Source organism: Thalassotalea psychrophila (assembly GCF_031583595.1).
Taxonomy (GTDB): Bacteria; Pseudomonadota; Gammaproteobacteria; order Enterobacterales; family Alteromonadaceae; genus Thalassotalea_A; species Thalassotalea_A psychrophila.
Genome location: NZ_CP134145.1, coordinates 1,253,365 through 1,275,286, shown reverse-complemented (window position 1 = coordinate 1,275,286; position 21,922 = coordinate 1,253,365). Strand labels below are relative to the sequence as shown.

Here is a 21,922-nt window from a genome sequence, read left to right as displayed (position 1 = left end):
GTTTATTTGGTTTTACTGGTTAAATTTTAATGTAGTAACGATACGCCTTACTTAACGTTTTATTTGTTGCCATTGCTCCATTGCCGCAGGAACACCATTTTTTGCCTGAATATATAAATTTAACATTTTGATTTCATGGCATTGATATTTAGGATCTGTATCTGCAGGCACTTCAATTAAAGTTATACCTTTATTTCCATTTACTGCCTGTTCAAATGTTTGGGTAAATTCACCTACAGTTTCACAATGATAGCCTCTGCCGCCATAGGCACTAACAAGTTTGATCACATCAAAGTCAGGCGTTGAACAGTGATAAATTTCTCCTTCACCACTTTTGCCAAGATGATAAATATCATTTCTCATGTAAATTATAATTAAGTTTGATTGGTCTTTTTGCAAGTGAATTAGCTCATTCAGTTGAAAATGAAAGCCACCATCACCGGTGATTAGCACCGCAACATCATCTGAACCTTGTTTCTTTATTTCCTTACAAATCGATCTAGCATAAGGCAAGCTGGTGCCCATGGCCGCATACCAAGGATTAGTAACCCAACTCCTACCAATATCTGCTTGCTTAGTAATTAGCCCATAAGAAGCAAAGTATGAGTTGCCAATTTCAGGAATGTAAACGAATGATTCATCAGTTTTGCTTTGAATGTTATTTAGTACTGCTGAAAGATTATGAAAATCAAACTTTGCTGATTCATCAAATTCTTTTATTGCTTTTGCTGGCAGTTTTATATCGAACTTTTTAATATTTGCCGTTAATAAATTAGTAAAAATATTAATTATTTCTTGCTGGTTTTGTACTGTGCCTTTGATAGTGGTTTTGTTTTCAAATGAGTCTATTTGATGGGTTCCGGTATTAAACGCTGAGTTAGTATCTTGAGCATGAATACTGGTATCTACTTCAATAATATAATCAGCCTGATGTTCGATATAATGTCGGTTTTCAGGCAAACTGAATACGCCGTTGTATGTGCCAAGCGATAAAGGGTCGAATTCATCAAATAAACCTTTTGCTAACCAGGTAGTCGCATAAGGAATATTATATTTATGACAAAATTCCATTAATTGTGAACGCAGTTGTTTATTAAGTTTTACATTTTCGCCAATAAACACTAATGGATTTTTAGCTGCATTTAACTTTTCCAGTATATGGTTGGCAATAAGAGCTTCACCTTGTAAAACGAAATTATTACAATTTAGCTGCGTTAAGTTTTCAGGTAGGGTAATGGCTTGCGTTTTTTGAGCAACCAAATCTCTTGGAATTTCAATAAACACAGGCTCTTTATTTAAATAGGCATGCGTCACTAGCTGAAAAAAACGTTCTGCGGCCATATTGGGTTGCCCCGCTGAGCGAGAGCCTTGCAAACGTTCAGCTTTCATTCCTAGCGCTCGAAATGACTCTAATGCACAATCGTAATTTGCCCGCCAAGTTGAAGAAGAAGCTACGGTATGATGTATTGTATGGTTTGAGATCTCACTTTCGCCCGGCGCCCCTGAAATAAATATTACTGGTAACTTTTCAGTTATCGCTAAAGCCGCAGCACTAGTACATGGCAAGCTTCCTACCGTATAGGTGGTGAGTGCAGCGCCAATGCCATTAATTTCAGCATGTCCACAGGCATTGAAGCCAGCATGCATCTCGTTACTTGATGGCGAAAGAGTAATGCCAGGAGTTAGAGCGCCAATTAGATTTGCGGCAAAATCACCACCAACTCCATACAATTGATCGCAACCAAAAAACTGCAACACTTCAACAAGTGCATCTCCTAATTGTGGTAAAGATTTGGCGTACTGCTCGCCAAAATTATTTTGGTAATGTCTATTTAAATCAGTCATGTTTCCCCCTAAGTTAGTGAACGTTTATTGTTATTATTTTGATCACAAAATGTTAAACGTCAGGGGGTAGTTTCGTTGATAATAAATTTGTAAGATTGCGCTGCATCAATAAGTTAAACAATAGCGTTTAGACACTTTTCAATTCATTCAACGATTTGGAAAGAATATTTTACATTGTTACTTTACAGCACCCACAACCTACATCGAAAACAATAGAGCGTAACGGCCGATCTTAACTTGCTTGCACTAACAGATATAAAGAGAAAGCCACTTTGCCTGTTACTGCTCCTCCTAGAGTATCCAATATGTAATGCTGCTTGGTGAATAAACAACTCAATGTAATTAACAGCGGAATTGAATAAAAGTATATTCCGTACAGGGGCAATAGATAAGTTAAATGCGCCGCCGATAATGTTGCTATTGCTACATGCATACTTGGAAAACAATTCGATGCTTTGTCATAGCCTTGAACAAAATTTAAAAACTTAGTACTCAAATTTTTATCTTTGTCGTAGTTCCGCCAGTTTATTGGCGTACTTACCGGAAATAAAAAGAAAAAGATCACATGAACAAAAATTAGAATTAGAAAACTGATACTGACATAAACAAACTCACTTACAGTGTTTACGGCCAATACAATTGAAACAATAAATGGATAATAAATAAAAGAATAAATCCAAATAAAGTGCGGTTTAAATGGAATTAAATCATCAAACCTATTTGGATAAACAAGTGCTTTTCTAATAGGATGATTTTGTGGAAAAAAATACACTTGATAACCACCTAGAATAATAATTACCGCTAAAGTTAGTAGCATTAAGACATTTATGATGCTCATGAGTACAGCCTCCTTCATTCAAAGATTACAGTGGTATGTTCAATTCACCACAGTGGTCTTTGTATAAAAGCAAAATCTATTCCAAACATGCACAAAACCTAACGCACTGATTTATCAGTACTTTTATTGATGTATGAATTATTTATGTTAATGAACCATACAAATAAGATCTAGCAACATACATAAATGTATTGTTGCTATTTGCTTTCATTCACCGGTGAAAATGACGCACTTTCGAAAGAAGTGGCTACGCCATAACGCGCGAATAAATTCACGCCAACCATGAAAGCTACCTGGTTGGTCCGAATTCATTCGGACGCCATCCTCGAAGAAGACGCAACCTTATTACTTCACGTTAGATTGGCTTTCCTTCTTCCCTGAAGTAATAATGCCCGCAATTAGCGGGCATTTTTATAGTAACGATATTCTGCAATTATGGTGCTGGTGGAGCATCAGGATCTGCGTCATCAGTGATCATTATTGAAGTCTCAGTAATAAAGCCTCCAGGGGTGACAACTTTAATAATCAAAGGACCATTTACAGCATCTTCATTTTCAGGATCTTCTTTGATAGCGACTGAACACCCTTCAAAGCCGTAAGCGCTTGTGTTTAAAACTGTACAAGAGCTTGGGCCAACAATGGTGCCTGCACCTGAAGTGGTAAAGCTTATTTGAGTACCCGAAGGCATGCGGCCGTTATGTAAATCTGCAACATAGGCCGTTACCGATTTTGTACCTGAAGTTAAACTTACGGTATTAAAATAATCCGCTCTATCATTGTGATCTAAAGTTGACTCGATAACACTGATATGGGCAAACGATCCTGCTTGTAAAATGGTAATGTTTTGCCATATAGGCAGTAATTGTTTAGTACAACCATTGCCCTCATCCTGACAAAGTACACTATTTAATAATTGGTTACCTGAACTTTGATAAACGCCGTCATTATTAAAGTCAACGTATTCTTCGTTATCACCACCAGCTTGTAAACATGTAACTCCAGAGGCCGATTCGCAAGCATCAATAGCTGTTTGCGCACCAGCGGCTAACTCGCCATCAGCACTGCGACCAGCAAATACGCCATCTTCGTTATCGTCTCTAAATGCTTCCGCGGCAATATCATTATATGCCTCGCCAGCATCAAATACTCCATTACCATTACTATCAGCAAAACTTTCTTCCCCCATTAAGTGAGCAAGTATAGATATTCTATTTCCATAAACTTGTCCAAGTCCGCCAGGATTCGTGGCGGTATTAACAGTTGCGGCAGTGGCATTACTATAAAAACATGGGAACGCAAATAACGGGCTATTAAATCCTGTATCTACACCTAAACCTGACAAACATGCAGTACCATCACCTAGCCAGCGAGTTACAGTAGTATCGTCTCTAAATTCAGGTATTGGCGTTCTTGGATTAGAGCTTGTCCAATTAACCGAACAGCTACCATTTACGGTTGTACAAGCAGGTTCTATTTGACCAAACTCGGTAGTAAACGCAATTGCAGTGCCATCAGGAACGGGATTATTAAAATGATCCGCAGCATAGGCATTAACAGCTACTTTTAAACCATCAATGGTCCAGCCTTCTGGGTTAAAGTTAGAAACAGATAAACTAAAACTATTTTGATCTGCAACACCAGATGAAATAACCAGTAAATCTGAAACTGTCGATAAATCAGTATTAGACGCTAATGTGGCAATAACTCTTATGGTTGAAGCCACATGTCCAGATTGCACAATAATATCGACAAACCCATCACCATTGGTTTGTGCGCTTTCATAATTTAAAGAAATATTACCTACTTGCGATGATAATTCGAACATCACCTCTTCGTAAGCTGCAGGATTACCCGTTACATCGAGTACTTGAAAAGTTAGTACTGAAGTTTCGCTGCGAGTGACTCCACCACCACTACCACCGGTACCTTGTAAGGCAATAAATTCGTTAGATGCACCAATAAAGTTGATGCTGCCAGCAGTGGCATCTTGAACATCAATAACCACGCTAGAACTAAGCAGTTGACTACCAACTTTGGTATTTACTTCTACAGTATCTGCTTGTCCACAAGCAATATCTTTATACGTTGAAGTTACCGTGCCATTAACACTAACAACTGGTGATTCAATTGTCGCGAGTCCAGCTTGCACACAAACAGAAGTAAAATTGACAGCGACTGGTTCGTTATATGATGTTGCATTATCAACATCATTGATCGTTACATTAACCGTTGAGGTACCTGTGGCGCTAATAGATACAGGTGAAGCAGTGGCTGCAGACATTGATACGTTAGTTGTTTCAGCGCTAACTGAAAAATTCATATTCGCCGATAAGCCACCACCTGTGGCTGTTATTGTATCTGCACCGGCTTGGTCACCCGCACTGAGTATAATAGCTGCTACACCATTTTCGTTGGTTAACACTGTACCTATAACAGGGTCTAATACACCGAGATTATATTGCATGGAAAAAGCAACTAATACCCCAGCTTGCGGCTGTTCATCAATAAGTAAGGTTGCACTTACAACAACAGGACTACCAGTTACTACATTTAAAGTTTCAACACCCTCACTATCAGCTATAGCAACGTCGAAACTAATGACTTCTTCTACCGTCGTTATAACGGGGTCTTCTGTAGTAGAGGTTTCGTTAGCAGAGGGGGCTTCTGTACCGTTAAGATGGGCGGCTATGTTTTCAGGTGTAGGTTCATCACCTTCACAACCAGCCAACAGAAACAAGATCACAAATAAAGAAGTTAACACTTTGATGGTGTAGTTCATTAAATTATTCCTTAATATCATTCTGTAAGCTACAGCCCTTTGCTACAGATATTTTTTTTGTAGTCCTTTAGCTTAGTTGAATTAAAGATTAACTTTTACAAATCAGTTAAAAACGCAATCTGATGATATATTATGCAATTTTATGAAGTAATTAATTGCATGGAGGATAAAATATTCTTGTTTAATATTTATAAACAAGAAGGTTTTTAGTTAGTCAACTTGCTCAATTTCAAAAATAATTCGTTTTAATAATGAATCTATTTTTTCACTATCTTCTGCGATTAACTGAGTTTCTAATTCAACCGCAATGTCAGATACTTTTTGAAAACCAAACATAGCAGCGGCGCCTGCAAGTCTATGTACCAGATGCAAAAATTGTTTAAAGTCATGTTCTTGATGATATTTAATGAGTGATGTTTTATCTTTACTTAAATCGGCTTTAAACGCTGTAACAAGGTCAGAAATATCAACGTCATTAAAGGTGTTTTCAAATTCCTGAGCATTTATATCACTGTTAAAGTAATGACTAACAGTACTTATGAACACATCACGCTCTATCGGTTTTTTAAGGTGGCCATCAAAACCTTGTTGTAAATATTCTCTTATTTCATGGGCCATAGCATTAGCGGTTAAAGCAAGAATAGGTACTTCACACCCCTGCTGTCGCAACTTATTTAACGCTTCGATCCCATCCATTTCAGGCATTTGAATATCTAACAATATAAGCTCTGGCTGATGAATAAAGTATTGTTCTATAGCTTGAAGCCCATTTTCTGCGGTAATAACATCTAATCCAAGATGAGATAGCAAACGAGTAATTAACTTTAGGTTATCAGCATGATCTTCCGCTAATAAAATTTTACCTTTAAGCTTTGTATTTGTTTCTATTGGTTGTTGTTTTTGTTTTACAAAAGCTATATCCGCAGGCGAATATGGCAGAGTAAAAGTGAAAGTACTACCTTTTTTATATGCACTTTGTACGCTAATTTCACCTTTCATCATAGACGCTAATTGACCAGATAAAAATAACCCGAGCCCTGTACCGCCAAAACGTCTATTAATGCTGTTATCACCTTGAACAAAACTATCAAACACTTTGGTTAACTGTTGTTTATTCATGCCAATACCAGTGTCTGAAACGGTAAATATTAGGCTATTATTTGCCAAGCTAATATCGACAAGAATGTCACCTTGCTGAGTAAATTTAATGGCATTAGAACAAAGGTTTATTAAAATTTGATTCAAGCGTAAATAATCTACATTAACCGCGCATGGCATAGGTAAGTTATTGGTAACTTTAAACTTTAATTGTTTCTTTTTAGCTTGTTCAGTAAACATGTTCGTTAAACCATTACAAAGCTCACTAATATCATGCGCATTTATATCTAGTTCCAACTTCTCAGCTTCAATTTTACTAATATCGAGAATGTCATTAACGATTTGTAAAAGGTGCAGGCTGTTAGACTGGATGATCTTTATTTCTTGGCTTAAATCAACCGGTTCGACCTCCCCATTGATAATGGCATCCGATTGTCCTAGTACAGCGGTTAAAGGTGTGCGAATTTCATGGCTCATATTAGCCAAAAACTGGCTTTTAATTTTATTTGCTAGCTTGAGTTGCTTTGTAGTCTGCTCAAGTTCAAAGGTGCGTTCTTTAACTTGTGTAGCTAATAGCTTTTTGGTGCTTAACTCTTTTTTACGACGATAGAAGAAAAACACAATACCTAGCATGAGCAAAAAAGCAACAATGATAAAGTTTCGGGTCAACTCGTTTTGTGAGCTTTGTAAAAGGTGTAGCTCTTTTGCTTGCTGTAGTTGCTTAACTTGTTGAGCTAATTGTTTAGACTCAAATATAGCGAGCTCTTCGTTGAGCGCTTGATTAGCATCCTTATCTTTTTCATTTTGAAATTGTTGGTACGTATTAATTGCTTCTCTAGGTTTATTTTTTGCGGCATGAATTAATGCATACATGGCCAAATTATCATTCATTAATACCTTTTGTTGGACAGATACTGCGATATAGTTTGATAAATCATTAAAGGCTAAGGATTGTTGATAATCACCTTTATAAAAATATCCCCTTGATAATTCATAGTAGCAATTGCCAAGGGATTTTTGGTGTCCAAATTTTTCACTTAATTGCACACATGATTTACCAAACTTAATAGCCTTATCTATCCTACCCGTTCGATTGTATAAATCTGCGAGGTTATTGTGCTGTGTGGCAATATGATAGCCTTCATTTTGGCGCTCGTAATATGCTAAAGCTTTTAATGTATTTTGCTCAGCCAATTCAAACTTTCCTGCTCCTTTATAAACTACCCCTAAGTCACTATAAGCAAGTGCTAACCCTGCTTGATCATCTAATTCGCTACGTTCTTTTATAATTTGAGGCAGAATTTCAATCGCTTTATCAAAGCGCCTTAATGCTATAAATAAGCCTGAAATATTAAAGCGAATGTCAATCTTATCTACCCTACTGCCATGTTCTTGATAAATTGCTTCGGCTAATCGATATGACTTTAATGCACCGCGGGTATCCCCAGTGCTATTTTGCACTAAGCCAATATTGTTGTATAAATGTGCCTGCTTAATTAACTCATCAGTGCCTAAATAAAACTCTAAGGACTGTTGATAAGCCGAAAGTGCTTTGGGAAAGTCTCCTTTGTAATAATTGAATACGCCAACAAGTTTATCTGCATCAGCAATTGCTTGCGGCAAGTTATTTTCTACGGCAACGACTTTTGCAATATTGATAGTGCTAATCGAACTATTTAAATCACCTAATGAGAAATGATTAAAAGCGATTTCTGTATATAGGCTTATGGATTGCTTAGAAGATGCGGTTAATGTTGAAAGAGCGTTTTGTAACTTTAGATTTGCTTGTTTTTTATCTTCAATTTTTTTTACGTTTTCAATAAATATATTGAAATCGGCAATATCTGCTTGTGCTGGTTTGATAACCATTACAATAAATAAAAAAAGCAATGAGGATAAAAGCGACTTACTGTTCATGAGTAACCTAAAATTATGAGCTTATTTGTTATTATTTTCAGCATAATAATGCGGTAGAGGACTGTTATAACATTTAATGGCGTTTAAAAAAACTACAGATGAAAATAAATGGTTGCCGGGATGTAAATTACTTTATTCAGCATGTTAAGCTAATGCGGAAAAATAACATTGGAAAGTTACAAATAACCTCAAGCACTCATTCCCGAGCTGAGGTTAACTACAATAAGGTTAAACCATGAAAGAAGTAAAAAAATTCAATATCCCATTAAAAAGTGTTGCAGGCGCTGTAGTTGCGGCCATTGCTTTATTCGGCTCAGTATATACAGTAAATGAAGGACACATAGGCATAGTGAAACGTTTCAGTGAAGCGAAAGAGCAAGTAAACCCAGGATTGCACTTTAAAGTGCCTCTTATTGACAGTGTTGAAGAAATCGAAGTTAGAACGCGTAAAAATGAAGAAAAAATGTTATCGAGTACTAAAGAGCAAATGCCGGTAACAATTATAGTATCAGTAAACTGGACTGTGGATAAATCTGCTGCGTTAGATTTATTTCGTCAATATGGTGGTTTATCGCAATTTGAATCAAGAATTCTAGATCCTAGATTTAGATCAGCAACAAAAGATGTTATTCCAAAATATAACGCTGAACAACTCATACAAGATAGAGCCAGTGCAATACAAGGTATAGAAGCGAACTTTATTGAAGAAATGAAAGATTTTCCAGTTAGTGTTGATAATATTCAAATTGAAAATATCCAACTTCCTGCTAAGTACCTAACTTCGATTGAAACAAAACAAACCGAGAAAAACTTAGCCGCAGCTGAAGAACATAAATTAGCTCGACAAAACCTTGAAGCTCAACGCGCTGTTAATACATCTAAAGCACAAGCTGATGGTATAGAGCTTGTTGCAATAGCAGAGGCCAAAGCAATAAAACTTAAAGGTCTAGCTGAAGCTGAAGCCATAACGGCAAAAGCTAAAGCCCTTGGCGATAACCCTTTAATTGTAAAATTAACTGAAGCACAAAATTGGGATGGCAAACTACCAGCAACAATGCTTGGTGGGCAAAACATGCCCATTCTAGATATGCGAACCAAATAAGTTTAAGCGCTAATATGCTATACCTTAGTAGGATATTAGCGTGTATTTTGTTTGATTTTTATCTATCGCTGAGTGATACACTCAGCGAAACATAGGTATTTATACTTCTATATATAACCTAGTTTATTGATTCAGATTAGCTATATTCTTCAAACTCAATCCAGGTTAAATAAAAAGTTTCATCAACCACTTTATCACCATCGTAATCGGCATCAATCTGAACATTTTCGGCATCAATAACTATAAGCCTTAAACTGGCACCGCTTGTATCACTAACAAATAGTTCACCGGTATTTGGGTAGCCTTCACCTGACCCCATCAAGGTTACAGATGTTTCATAATTAACAGAGCCGACAAACTCACTACTGGTGAGGCTCCCATTTGCACTCTGTTGCCACTCAATAGGAAAGGTACTCGTGTCAACGCTAAAAGTATCTGAAAAATTTCTCATAGTTACAGTCTTACCTTGAGAATCAATTGAAAAACTTTTACCTGAAACTCCAAGAACCTCAAGTGGTGGTGAGAGTGTATCCATCAGCATACTTATATCACCATCAAAGGTTATGCTCTCACCTTCTGCGGTTGTCATAAAGTCAGTAAATTTTACGTCGACTTCTAACAGAGACTCTAAATAATCTAAATCTCCTTCAATACTGGTGATGGTCATTTCTAATAAACCATCAACAACCTCACCGTAACCGTCATCGCACATATTAGACTCAATGTTTATAGTATCACCAACGCTTAGAGTATTTAAATCGGCAAGGTCTCCCCATAACTTTTGCGTACCACTAACGGAACAATCTATAGTTTCAGGTCCAATTGGCGTGTTATTTATAAGAACCCCAGTTAACGTATTTTGACTTACTAATGTAGCACCAGACATTGCAGTAGGTGTACTCATGTTCCTTGGTACTTCAACATTTTGATTTGAAAAATCGACAGCACTGCCTAATTCATTTGTTCCTAATACAACTTCGCTAACTTCTGCAAGTACTTGCAGTGCATTGCTACTATCAATGTTAGCTGATGGCAAAGGCGTATCATCTTTTGAACCTCCCCCGCCGCCGCCACATGCAGATAACAGAGAGCACAAAAATAAAATACTGAAGAAGTTGATAAATTGGAATTGGTTATGGTTATGGTTATGGTGTGATAATTTTGACATTTTGAATCCATCCAAATAAACACTGCTAGTTTTATCATATTAGCTAGAACTGTTCTGCTTTAAGATAATACTAATTTCTTATTAATATATATGTAAGTTATAGCTTAATATGAAAACAATTCAACCTTGGTTATTTTCTCAAAGTAATGCCTGTGGTTAACTTTTAAATTAACCTTTTCACGATCCAATTTACTATACCGGTTGATAATAGACTCGTTCTTAAACTAAAATACTGCTTATATAATTTTCCATAACTGAAAAGGTCTCTTCATGGCTCAGCCGCTACCAGACAAATTCATCATGTCGATGAACCGTGTTTCCAAAATAGTTGCACCAAAACGTACAATATTAAAAGACATTTCTATTTCATTTTTCCCTGGCGCTAAAATTGGTGTTTTGGGTTTAAATGGTTCAGGTAAATCTACCCTACTTCGTATAATGGCTGGTGTTGATACTGAATTTGAAGGTGAAGCTAAGTTACTTTCTGGTACTAAAGTTGGTTACTTAGAACAAGAGCCACAACTCGATGAAGAAGCAACAGTACGCGAAATTGTTGAACAAGCAGTTTCTGAGGTTAAAAATGCCTTAGCACGTTTAGATGCTGTGTACATGGAATACGCTGAAGAAGGCGCAGATTTTGACGCCCTTGCAAAAGAACAAGGTGAGCTAGAAGCAATCATCGAAACACAAGACGGTCATAATATTGATAATGTACTTGAACGCGCTGCTGATGCCCTTCGTTTACCTGAATGGGATCAAAAAGTTAAAGTATTGTCAGGTGGTGAACGTCGCCGTGTTGCTTTATGTCGTTTATTACTTGAAAAACCTGACATGTTATTGCTTGATGAACCAACTAACCATTTGGATGCAGAATCTGTTGCTTGGTTAGAACGTTTCTTACATGACTACCCTGGTACCGTTGTAGCCATTACTCATGATAGATATTTCTTAGATAATGTTGCCGGTTGGATCTTAGAGTTAGACCGTGGCCATGGTATTCCATATGAAGGTAACTATACCAATTGGCTTGAGCAAAAAGATGCTCGACTTGAACAAGAAAAACGTACCGAAAATGCACTAGCAAAAACCATTAAGCATGAGCTTGATTGGGTTCGTTCAAATCCGAAAGGTCGCCAAGCTAAATCAAAAGCACGTATGGCTAGATTTGAAGAGTTATCAAGTAATGAAAACCAAAAACGTAACGAAACTAACGAGCTATATATTCCACCAGGACCACGTTTAGGTGACAAAGTTATCGATGTTGAGAACATTACTAAGTCATACGGTGAGCGTGTATTAATTGACGGTTTAAGCTTCTCAATTCCTAAAGGTGCAATCGTTGGTATTATTGGACCAAACGGTGCTGGTAAATCTACGTTATTTAAATTGCTTTCGGGTGCAGAAACACCTGACTCAGGTGCTGTTACTGTTGGTGATTCAGTGCAACTTGCCAGCGTTGATCAATTCCGTGATGATATGGATGACTCTAAAACAGTCTATCAAGAAATATCTGAAGGCAATGAAATCATTCAAATTGGCACTTATGAAATTCCAGCTAGAGCTTATGTAAGCCGCTTTAATTTTAAAGGCACAGATCAACAAAAAATTATTGGTCAATTATCTGGTGGTGAACGTAACCGTGTACATTTAGCAAAACTAGTTAAAACTGGTGGCAATGTACTACTTCTCGATGAGCCAACCAATGACTTAGATATTGAAACTTTACGTGCACTTGAAGAAGCAATTTTAGAATTCCCTGGTTGTGCGCTGGTTATTTCTCATGATCGTTGGTTCTTAGACAGAATTGCTACTCACATCATCGATTATCGTGATGAAGGGCAAGTGAATTTCTACGAAGGTAACTTTACTGATTACGAAGAGTGGTTGAAGAAAACTCTTGGTCCACAAGCCACTGAGCCACACCGTATTAAGTACAAGCGTATTACAGCGTAAAAAATAGGAACTAGGAAAATCATAAGTACCGTTGCCATTGATGACAACGGTATTTTTTTATTTCGCCAACTTTGCCATTAATTCATTTACTGCATCTAAATGTTCAGGGTTGTTGTGACACATGCCCTGCATTACCGCACAAATATCTAAAAAGTCGGGTAATTCCGTACGTTGTGCCATTTTCATCAACCGTTTGGTTAAACGCAACGACGCAGTTGGTTTGCTGGCAATTTCAGCGGCTAATTCGTTTGCTTTAATTAATAATTGCTCTGGTTCGACAACATCTAATAATAAACCAATTTCTTTCGCTTCAACTGCATCAATTACTTTGCCGGTAAAAGTAAGCTCAGCAGCTTTTTGATAGCCTATAACTCGCTGCATAAACCATGCACCACCATCTCCTGGAATAATTCCTAAATTTACAAAGGTTTCACCAAATTTAGCTTTAGTTGAAGCAATACGTAAATCGCACATATTACAAATATCAAAACCTGCACCAATAGCAGGGCCATTAATAGCGGCAATAACTGGTACTTCACACTTTTGAATAGCCAAAGGAATTCGCTGTATGCCTTGACGATATCTATTTTCAAGTTCACTTACATCGCCAGCAAAGTCACCGCTACGATTAGCCATATCTTTAATATTACCGCCAGATGAAAATGCAGAGCCGTCACCGGTGATGATAAGTACAGCAATATCAGCGGTTTTATTGATCCAAGTAATGGTATCTACGATATCGTCAGCAATATGAGTACTGGTTAACGCATTTCGAACATCGTGACGATTAAAGGTGAGAGTAACTATGTTGTTATTGGATGATAAGGTGCAATCAGTTAATTGAGGTAATGACATTTTACATTCTTTTGCTATTGGTAATTACTACATATTACCTTTTGTAAAATTCAATTTACAATTTTTATTCGATTATTGCATTGGCTATTCTTCAGACCATTCAAATTCATCAATAGCTGTACGTGCTTCGGCAATAGTGCAATTAGCTAGAATAACTAATTCGGTAACACTTATGCCAGGATTGCGCTTAACTAAATTTAATATTTCAGCATGAGTAAAACTACCCCGCTCTTTTTCAATTAACTTTACTAACCATTGCCACGTCTCTTCTTCTGATTCACGAACAAGTTTAATTATTGTCGTCATTTGCTCACGATCAGCGGTGAGTCGCCAATTACGAGAGCGTCCAATACGATTTAATTCACAACCAGATTGTCTTACTAGTGCCTTTAATTCAAACGCTCGCATGGCACGACGTAGAAAAGATGGCAATAAGATATGGTGTACTGCAGGCAAAGATTCAGTCTCTTAATTAAAGGTTATTAGTAAATTTAACGTTGAGTATACCAAGCTATGAATAAACAACAAACCCACCTATACCCATTGCTATTAAAGAACAGATATTCAGTGGGTTTGAATTGGTAATTCACATTGGATTATTCTGGTATCCCATGCATTTCATAGCATTTAACCAATAAATCTTCTTCTGATTCAACATGGTTAGGATCAGGCTTAATACAGTCTATTGGACAGGCAATAACACATTGCGCTTTTTCATAGTGTCCCACACATTCGGTGCACTTATCTGGATCAATTTCATAAATTTCCTCTCCAAGCGTAATAGCTTCGTTCGGACATTCGGGATCGCACATGTCACAGTTTATGCAAGTATCTAATATGAGTAACGCCATTGTTATTAAATTACCTTTAAGCCTTTGCTTGATTTTGTGCAAAAGGATGGCGAGTATTTTCGCCTTCATTTAAATAACGCATAATTATGCCGTATTCTAAATCAAACTCAGTTTCGAGTTTAATTTGCACGAAGTGACCAGAGCCTTTAGCATCGGTTACTTCTTCACCTTTACGGTTTTGCATATACTCTAAAACAAAGCTAATGTTACCTTGTGGTGTCATTAACTCAATTGAGTCGCCAGTTAAAAACTTATTCTTAACATCAATTTCAATTAAACCGTCTTCGGTTCGGCCTAACACTTCACCAACAAATTGTTGGCTATCAGATTTTGAGTAACCGTATTCATAATTTTGCAAATGATCATGGCGATGACGAGCCAAGAAACCTTCGGTATAGCCGCGACTAGCCAAATGTTCTAGGTTGCCTTTTAAGTCTTCATTGAAACTCTTGCCAGCAACAGCATCGTTCATTGCTTGCTTGTATATTTGCGCTGTACGAGCACAATAATAGAAAGATTTAGTTCTGCCTTCAATTTTTAATGAATGCACGCCCATTTTCACTAAACGCTCTACATGCTCAATAGCACGTAGATCTTTAGAGTTCATGATATAAGTGCCGTGTTCATCTTCAAACGCTGGCATATATTCGCCAGGACGACCTTGCTCTTGTAATAAGAACACTTCATCCGTTGGTGGTTGGTCAACTTTAGCTTGTTCTGGTATCCAAAGTTCAGGCTCTTCACTACCAACAATAGATTGCTGTGGTGCTATTATTTCAGCTTGCGGCGCTACGGCAATAATTTCGCCATGTTCATCTTCTTTCGCTTCATGGGCATTGTAAGACCATCGGCAAGAATTAGTACAAGCACCTTGATTAGGATCTCGTTTATTAATATAACCTGATAATAAACAGCGACCAGAGTAAGCCATACATAATGCACCGTGAACAAAAACTTCAATTTCCATTTCAGGTACGCGCATGCGAATTTCTTCAATTTCATCAAGCGATAATTCACGAGATAATATCACTCGCTCCACACCTTGTTGGTGCCAAAACTTAACAGTTGCCCAGTTAACTGCATTAGCTTGCACTGATAAATGAATAGACATATCAGGATAAGCTTCACGGATCATCATAATTAAGCCAGGATCACTCATAATAAGTGCATCAGGTTTCATTGCAATTACTGGCTCAATATCTTTTAAATAGGTTTTTAGCTTTGAATTATGCGGAGATATATTACTTACCACATACAACTTTTTACCAAGTGCATGAGCTTCGTTTATACCAATTTCAAGATTAGCTAAATTAAATTCATTATTACGAACACGTAAACTATAACGAGGTTGGCCAGCATAAACCGCATCAGCGCCATAGGCGAATGCATAACGCATGTTTTTAAGACTGCCAGCAGGAGATAATAATTCTGGTGTAAACATGTAAGTACCAACCCTATTTGGTTCTGTCCTATGTAGATAAGGACATTAAAAAGGTCGGTATTTTAATCGCAGAGGGCAAAAGGTTCAATACACATTCAGTTAACAACTGTTATTAAATGTACGAACCTTAATTTAGATCAATCAAAGTAATGGGTTTGCGGCTAATCTTCTAGGTAAGAGTTAGTCGCTAATTCAAACTGCGCTAACATATCTTCAATAAAGCGATTTACTTCGCCAGTCATCAAAGTAAGGTCGGCATCAATTTTTACTATCATGTCGTCGGTTGGAATGTCTTCATTTTGCTCGTAAACACTGTCGTGGAACTTAACACGTTTAACACTTAAATCATCCGCTAATACACATGACAAAGTTTGATCCCAATCGAAAGCGATTTTAACAACTTGCTTTTCACCGTTTTCACCTAAGTGGGCTAAAATTTCATCTGATAATAAGTCTTGGTTTTTACAACGAAGTACTGCGCCGTCATCGCCCATTGCTTTTAATTCACCTTCAAAGCCAATAGTGAAACGCTCTGGTAAAGTTTGTTCTAATAACCAACTCGTCATCGTAGTTTCTGCGCCAGCTTCCGGTACAAAACTGGTTACTGGTAATGAGCCTAAGCATTTACGTAGTAAAGCTAAAAAGTCTTCGGCTTTACCGCGAGAGCTACTATTTATCACTATAATATTTTTTTCAGGGCAAACGTAACCTTGAGTATCGCTGATACGAGAAAAAGCACGAGGCAGTAATTCAAAGGTGATATCTTCTTTAAATTGTTCTTTTTCTTTTTTAGTCGCTTTACGACTGTGCTCGTGTTGCAGTGCTTCAACTTTTTCTTCTAGCTTTTCTTTAATAACAGATGCTGGAAGCATTTTTTCTTCTTTACGAGCATTTAAAAAGAAACAGCCATTGGTGTAATGTAATAAGCTCTCACCATGTTTACCTAAGGCATTGGACCAACCAAAACGAGATAACTCGGTTGAACCACAACGAGCAAACACATGCTCATGCAATGCTTTTTCTAAGTCTTCTTCACTATGTGTAAACGGTTTGGTAAAAGCGAAAATGTATAAATTTTTAAACCACATGGATGTATTTCCTTTCCCAAAAGTTTAAAATGGGAGATTGATATTGAGAATTTTAATTATTGGACAGGCATGATAACCAAACTATTACTACTAAGTATATCTATTTTTTTAGTTTCTAGAATGATGGAGGGAATACGTTTAAAAAGCTTTGTAACTGCGATTATCGTTGCTGTGGTTTATAGTGTAGCTGACCTATTATTGTGGTGGTTGATGGTGTTCTTTTCTATGCCATTGATCATATTAACTTTTGGCTTATTTGTGTTTGTACTTAACGCTATTTTATTGTGGTTAACCGACCAGATTGTTGACGATTTTGAGATCAAAGATCTCAAAACAACCTTTATTGCCTCACTAATTATTTCTGCAATTAATTTATTGTTGAATTGGCTGATTTAATTATTGTTTCGAGGAGATCCTGAAACGAGTTCAGGAAGGAATGGTTTATATTTTCAGCAACGTATAGTAAAGCTGTCTTCGACTTTAAATTTAAGAGTGAATGTACTGCCTTTGTTTATTTCACTTTCAATAGAGAGTCGAGCATTATGATGATTAGCAACATGCTTCACGATAGCTAAACCTAGCCCAGTACCGCCGGTATCACGTGAACGTGACTTATCAACTCGATAAAAGCGTTCACTCAATCGGCCAATATCTTTGCTTTCAATTCCACAACCATTATCTGTAACACTAAATAAACAAGAGTCATCTACGAGAGTCCAACTCACATTAATGTTACCGCCTTCAGGAGTGTAATTCATCGCATTAACCATAAGGTTAGAACAAGCACTTTTTAGCTCAGATTCTATGCCTAAAATACCAAGTTTAGGATCTATTTCAATATTTATAGTGTGCTGTTTTTTCTTATTTAACCAGTTTATATCTTCCACTAACTGTTCTATGATCTTTGGCATATTCACTTGCCCGCGGATATCTTCGTCGGTATGTACTTCAACACGCGACAGTAATAATAATTGCTGCACCAACCTATCCATACGAGTGACTTGCTGTTCAATAGTGGCGAATGATTTACCCCAATGGGCCGGAATATCATCATCTTCTTGTACCATTTCTACATAGCCGCGCATAACCGTTAACGGTGTTTTGAGCTCATGTGAAACATTGGCGACAAAATCACGTCGCATCATTTCTAAGCGTTTTAATTGACTAACATCACGAGCCAGTAATAAGTACTGGTCGTCACCGTAGGTCATAAATCTTAACTCAAGTTGTTGATTATCATCGTCAGGTGATAATATGCTACAGGGCTCTGAAAAATCTGACTTTTTCAAATATTTGGTAAGTATTGGAGAACGCACAAGGTTATTTATTCGTTGACCAGAATCCGCAGGCCATTTAATGCCGAGTAGTCGAGTAGCCTTTTTATTTGCCCAGCGAATAGAATAATCTAAGCCTAAAACAATTGCGGCATCTGGCAGAGCTTCAGCACCATCAAGAAATTGGCGTATCCGCGCATTTAATTGCTTTTGTTTTTGTCGGTATGTTTTGATACGCCGATAAATACCGTCATAAACATGGCCCCAAATCCCTTTTGACTCAGGAGGATGGAGTAAGTTTTTTTGCCATAACCAATCGATAAGATTAATTAAATGCTGGTAATTCCATAGTAGAGAACCTGCGATATAAATCCATAAGCACAGCCAAATACTATTAAGCCAGTAACCGACGAAGATACTGGCTAAAATATATAAAACCTGCTTAAAAATAAATTGCTTTGTAGAAAAGCGATAGATCATAAAGGTGCTTTACCTAATTAACTTACTTTACTTGAAAATCGATAACCAGCACCACGAACCGTTTGTACAAACTCTTCATGACCTTGCCCTGTAATGGATTTTCTAAGGCGTCTAATATGAACATCTACGGTTCTATCTTCAACATAAACATTTGTGCCCCATACATTATCAAGTAATTGTTCTCTAGAATAGACTCTTTCGGGGTGGGCCATAAAAAAATGTAACATTTTAAATTCAGTTGGGCCTAAATCTATCGGATTTCCATTAATTTTTACTCGATGAGAAACAGGATCTAAAGTTAAACCTTTAAACTCTATAACTTCTTCTAATGAAGTTGGTGCAACACGGCGAATAACCGCTTTAATGCGAGCAATTAACTCTTTAGGTGAGAAAGGTTTAGTAACATAATCATCTACACCTACTTCAAATCCTCTTACCTTATCGTCTTCATCAGAGCGTGCGGTGAGCATTATGATAGGTATTTTTTTTGTATATTCTTGCAGCTTTATTTCGCGCGCAATTTTAAGACCACTGCCACCCGGCAGCATCCAATCTAATAAAACTAAATCCGGCAACGGGTCAACCAACAGCGCTTTTGCTTGCTCGTAATCTGCAGCTTCAATGGCATTAAAACCATTTTGATCAAGCACAAATGTGATCATTTCTCTAATTGCGGTTTCGTCTTCTACTACCAAAATTTGTCGGCTCATAGCGTTTCCTGACAAATGTTAAATAACTTGTAAACTATCATGCCCTACTTAGATGACAGTTTTATGACAGTGTTAATATTTATATAACTGTTGATACGATTTCAATTATAGAAGTTTAGTAAAGGTTTGTAAGCAAATAAAAAATCTTAGCTAAAGTAACTTTATTTCCATGATTTACAGGATGTTATGAATGCCGAGGACGCGGGGATGCGTAGCAGCGGTCATTGGCAAGTTGGCATTCCATCATCTATGAAGTAAAAAGCCACAATTAAGTGGCTTTATTAGTATGAGGTTTTGATATTAAAATTTATATTCAATACCTGTTGATAAATAACTTTGATCTTCATCACCAGTTACATCTTCATCTAAATCAAATGCAGTGTAAAATGCATAAAGCTTAGCGTTTTTAGCCAGCGCATAATCAACACCAGCAGTAAATGCTGTTTTTTCTGCTTTATCACCAAAATCTTCTTCTGCTGTCTGTACCTGACCTTTTAAAGTGAAGTCTTTGTTTAGTTTGTACGCTGCAGAAAACATGAAACCAGTAGTTTCTTCACCTGTTGCAACAACTTCTTGAGAGTGAGCAATAAAACCAAGCTTGAATGCCCCCAATTTGGTTGCAACATTAAAGCGCATTGCATCTTCACCATCTACTTCACTGTCGAGTGCAACAGAAGCAAACCAATTTGATTTTTTCAGTCCTGAGTCACCGTAAAATACTGCAGTTGATATACCGGCTTCACCACCCTGGTCATCGTCACCTTCAGCGACATAAGTAACACCGGCAGAGAAATCACCAAATTTTGGAGAAACATAACTTACTGACTCACCCATACGGTTTTCACCTTTCCAAAGGTTTTTAATATCGCCTTCGTAGTCACTGAACAAATCAATTTTACCCTGTGATTGCTTCAACATAGTGTCGTTACGACCGAGTAAAACAGTACCAAAGTTGCCTTTTAAACCAATGTACTGGTTACGGCCTTTGATGTTATCTGTATCATCAGAGTCGTCTGCCATTTCAATTTGAACTTCGGCTTTATAAACAACCGATAACGAGTCGTTGACTTTAAGATCACCAGTTACACCTAAACGAGAAGCATTTGATTTAACTTCTGTTTGAGATTCACCACCTTCGTCTGAATACTGCAAACCAACGTTCGCTTTACCATAAAAGTTAATTTCGTCAGAAGCCATTACTGGTGCAGTAAATGTAGCGGCTATTGTTAAAGCCATTGTAGTTTTAACTAAGTTCATAGGTTTACCCTGTTTAAATATCATTAAGTTTTGTAATTGTGGCTATAATGGCAGTTGAATATTACACTTTTATTACACATTGTAATAATCTTTAAATTTAATTAATTCCAGCAATGTCATAAAAACGTCACATAGCTCTTTTAAGATGGCTTCATCAAATTTAAACCTTAACTTTAATAACTAAAACTCTTTGGAGAGATAGATGAAACTTAAAAGCATATTAACTGGTGTAAGTATTGCAGTCGCAACGCTAACAAGCCAAAACGCTTTAGCAATAGACAGTGACTTACCAGTATATAAAAAGACGAGTGGTATATCAGGTAACTTGTCTTCTGTAGGTTCTGACACATTAGCAAACATGATGACGTTTTGGGCAGAAGAATTTAAACGTACTTATCCAAGTGTAAACATTCAAATTCAAGCAGCAGGGTCTTCAACGGCTCCGCCAGCATTAACTGAATCTACATCAGGTTTAGGGCCAATGAGCCGTAAAATGAAATCGAAAGAAATTCAGTCTTTTGAAAAAAAATTCGGCTATAAACCTACACCGGTTCGTGTTGCCATTGATGCTCTAGCAGTGTTTGTTCACAAAGATAACCCAATACAGGGGTTAAGCATTCAGCAAGTAGATGCGATATTTTCTAGCAATCGTAAATGTCGAGGCGAAATTGATGTTGACCGTTGGGGTGCTTTAGATTTAGAAGGTGACTGGACAGGTAAAGATATACAATTATATGGTCGCAACTCTGTATCAGGTACTTACGGTTACTTTAAAGAGAAAGCTCTTTGTAAAGGTGACTTTAAAAACACTGTAAATGAGCAACCTGGATCAGCGTCGGTTGTGCAATCAGTTTCTGCATCATTAAATGGTATTGGTTACTCGGGAATTGGCTACAAAACATCTGGCGTACGTGCTTTACCATTAAGTAAAAAAGGTAACAATTTCGTTGAAGCTAACATGGCTAATGCGATTTCTGGCGATTACCCTCTTTCTCGTTACTTATACGTATATGTAAATAAACACCCAAACAAGCCATTAGCTCCTAAAGAGGCTGAATTCTTAAAAATGGTGTTATCGAAGTCTGGTCAAAAAATTGTTGAAAAAGATGGTTATATTCCACTTCCTTCATCAGTAGTTAATAAAGAACTTAAGAAATTAGGTCTTAGTTTGTAGATTCAATTTTTAATCAGTAATTAATTTATCAAATAAAAACGCCTCTACATATTTCATGTAGGGGCGTTTTTTATCAAATATCTACCTTAATT

General features: G+C 37.0%; 17 protein-coding genes. 4 read left to right on the top strand and 13 right to left on the bottom strand.

Translation table 11 applies throughout. The features are described from left to right. Window positions 1-51: 51 nt before the first annotated feature. The 4 genes from RGQ13_RS05440 to RGQ13_RS05425 all read right to left on the bottom strand — a co-directional run bounded on the left by RGQ13_RS05440 (window position 52) and on the right by RGQ13_RS05425 (window position 8,477). On the bottom strand, window positions 52-1,845 hold the full coding sequence (locus RGQ13_RS05440) for a thiamine pyrophosphate-dependent enzyme (protein ID WP_348392550.1): 1,794 nt from the start codon (window positions 1,843-1,845) through the stop codon (window positions 52-54). A gap of 232 nt (window positions 1,846-2,077) precedes the next feature. Further along, on the bottom strand, window positions 2,078-2,683 hold the full coding sequence (locus RGQ13_RS05435; protein ID WP_348392549.1) for a phosphatase PAP2 family protein: 606 nt from the start codon (window positions 2,681-2,683) through the stop codon (window positions 2,078-2,080). 433 nt (window positions 2,684-3,116) lie between these two features. Next, window positions 3,117-5,462, bottom strand: coding sequence for a hypothetical protein (locus tag RGQ13_RS05430; RefSeq protein WP_348392548.1), 2,346 nt, complete (start codon window positions 5,460-5,462; stop codon window positions 3,117-3,119). A gap of 210 nt (window positions 5,463-5,672) precedes the next feature. Continuing rightward, window positions 5,673-8,477: an ATP-binding protein gene (locus RGQ13_RS05425; protein WP_348392547.1), complete on the bottom strand. Its 2,805-nt coding sequence runs from the start codon at window positions 8,475-8,477 to the stop codon at window positions 5,673-5,675. A 235-nt stretch (window positions 8,478-8,712) separates the two neighbouring features. Between RGQ13_RS05425 and RGQ13_RS05420 the strand changes: the two genes are divergently transcribed. After that, a complete protein-coding gene (locus RGQ13_RS05420; protein WP_348392546.1) occupies window positions 8,713-9,579 on the top strand; it encodes a prohibitin family protein in 867 nt (288 codons plus the stop codon). A gap of 136 nt (window positions 9,580-9,715) precedes the next feature. On the opposite strand, the gene RGQ13_RS05415 is transcribed toward RGQ13_RS05420, so the two are convergent. Next, window positions 9,716-10,747 (bottom strand): hypothetical protein, encoded by a 1,032-nt coding sequence (locus RGQ13_RS05415; RefSeq protein ID WP_348392545.1) that lies wholly within the window; start codon window positions 10,745-10,747, stop codon window positions 9,716-9,718. 270 nt (window positions 10,748-11,017) lie between these two features. Here RGQ13_RS05415 and ettA point away from each other — a divergent pair, with 270 nt between their 5' ends. Then, window positions 11,018-12,700, top strand: coding sequence for an energy-dependent translational throttle protein EttA (ettA, locus tag RGQ13_RS05410; protein WP_348392544.1), 1,683 nt, complete (start codon window positions 11,018-11,020; stop codon window positions 12,698-12,700). A 57-nt stretch (window positions 12,701-12,757) separates the two neighbouring features. Here the strand turns inward: ettA and RGQ13_RS05405 are convergent, their stop codons facing one another. The 5 genes from RGQ13_RS05405 to rdgC form a co-directional block, all read right to left on the bottom strand. Then, window positions 12,758-13,555, bottom strand: a complete 798-nt coding sequence (locus RGQ13_RS05405; RefSeq protein ID WP_348392543.1) for an enoyl-CoA hydratase-related protein — start codon at window positions 13,553-13,555, stop codon at window positions 12,758-12,760. A gap of 84 nt (window positions 13,556-13,639) precedes the next feature. After that, window positions 13,640-14,011 (bottom strand): ribosome recycling factor family protein, encoded by a 372-nt coding sequence (locus RGQ13_RS05400; protein ID WP_348392542.1) that lies wholly within the window; start codon window positions 14,009-14,011, stop codon window positions 13,640-13,642. Between the two features lie 140 nt (window positions 14,012-14,151). Beyond that, a complete protein-coding gene (locus tag RGQ13_RS05395) occupies window positions 14,152-14,406 on the bottom strand; it encodes a YfhL family 4Fe-4S dicluster ferredoxin (RefSeq protein WP_348392541.1) in 255 nt (84 codons plus the stop codon). Window positions 14,407-14,422: 16 nt separating this feature from the next. Further along, on the bottom strand, window positions 14,423-15,847 hold the full coding sequence (trhP, locus tag RGQ13_RS05390; protein WP_348392540.1) for a prephenate-dependent tRNA uridine(34) hydroxylase TrhP: 1,425 nt from the start codon (window positions 15,845-15,847) through the stop codon (window positions 14,423-14,425). 161 nt (window positions 15,848-16,008) lie between these two features. Further along, the gene (gene rdgC, locus RGQ13_RS05385; RefSeq protein WP_348392539.1) at window positions 16,009-16,935 is read right to left on the bottom strand and encodes a recombination-associated protein RdgC; all 927 of its coding nucleotides are present in this window, start codon (window positions 16,933-16,935) and stop codon (window positions 16,009-16,011) included. A 69-nt stretch (window positions 16,936-17,004) separates the two neighbouring features. Between rdgC and RGQ13_RS05380 the strand changes: the two genes are divergently transcribed. Continuing rightward, the gene (locus RGQ13_RS05380) at window positions 17,005-17,331 is read left to right on the top strand and encodes a phage holin family protein (protein WP_348392538.1); all 327 of its coding nucleotides are present in this window, start codon (window positions 17,005-17,007) and stop codon (window positions 17,329-17,331) included. Window positions 17,332-17,384: 53 nt separating this feature from the next. Here RGQ13_RS05380 and phoR read toward each other — a convergent pair whose 3' ends face one another. The 3 genes from phoR to RGQ13_RS05365 form a co-directional block, all read right to left on the bottom strand. Next, entirely contained in the window at window positions 17,385-18,689 is a 1,305-nt protein-coding gene (gene phoR / locus RGQ13_RS05375; protein WP_348392537.1) for a phosphate regulon sensor histidine kinase PhoR, read from the bottom strand. 17 nt (window positions 18,690-18,706) lie between these two features. Continuing rightward, the gene (gene phoB / locus RGQ13_RS05370; RefSeq protein ID WP_348392536.1) at window positions 18,707-19,399 is read right to left on the bottom strand and encodes a phosphate regulon transcriptional regulator PhoB; all 693 of its coding nucleotides are present in this window, start codon (window positions 19,397-19,399) and stop codon (window positions 18,707-18,709) included. Between the two features lie 300 nt (window positions 19,400-19,699). Further along, window positions 19,700-20,656: a porin gene (locus tag RGQ13_RS05365; protein WP_348392535.1), complete on the bottom strand. Its 957-nt coding sequence runs from the start codon at window positions 20,654-20,656 to the stop codon at window positions 19,700-19,702. A 202-nt stretch (window positions 20,657-20,858) separates the two neighbouring features. Here RGQ13_RS05365 and RGQ13_RS05360 point away from each other — a divergent pair, with 202 nt between their 5' ends. Then, window positions 20,859-21,830, top strand: a complete 972-nt coding sequence (locus RGQ13_RS05360) for a PstS family phosphate ABC transporter substrate-binding protein (RefSeq protein WP_348392534.1) — start codon at window positions 20,859-20,861, stop codon at window positions 21,828-21,830. The last annotated feature ends 92 nt before the right edge of the window (window positions 21,831-21,922 follow it).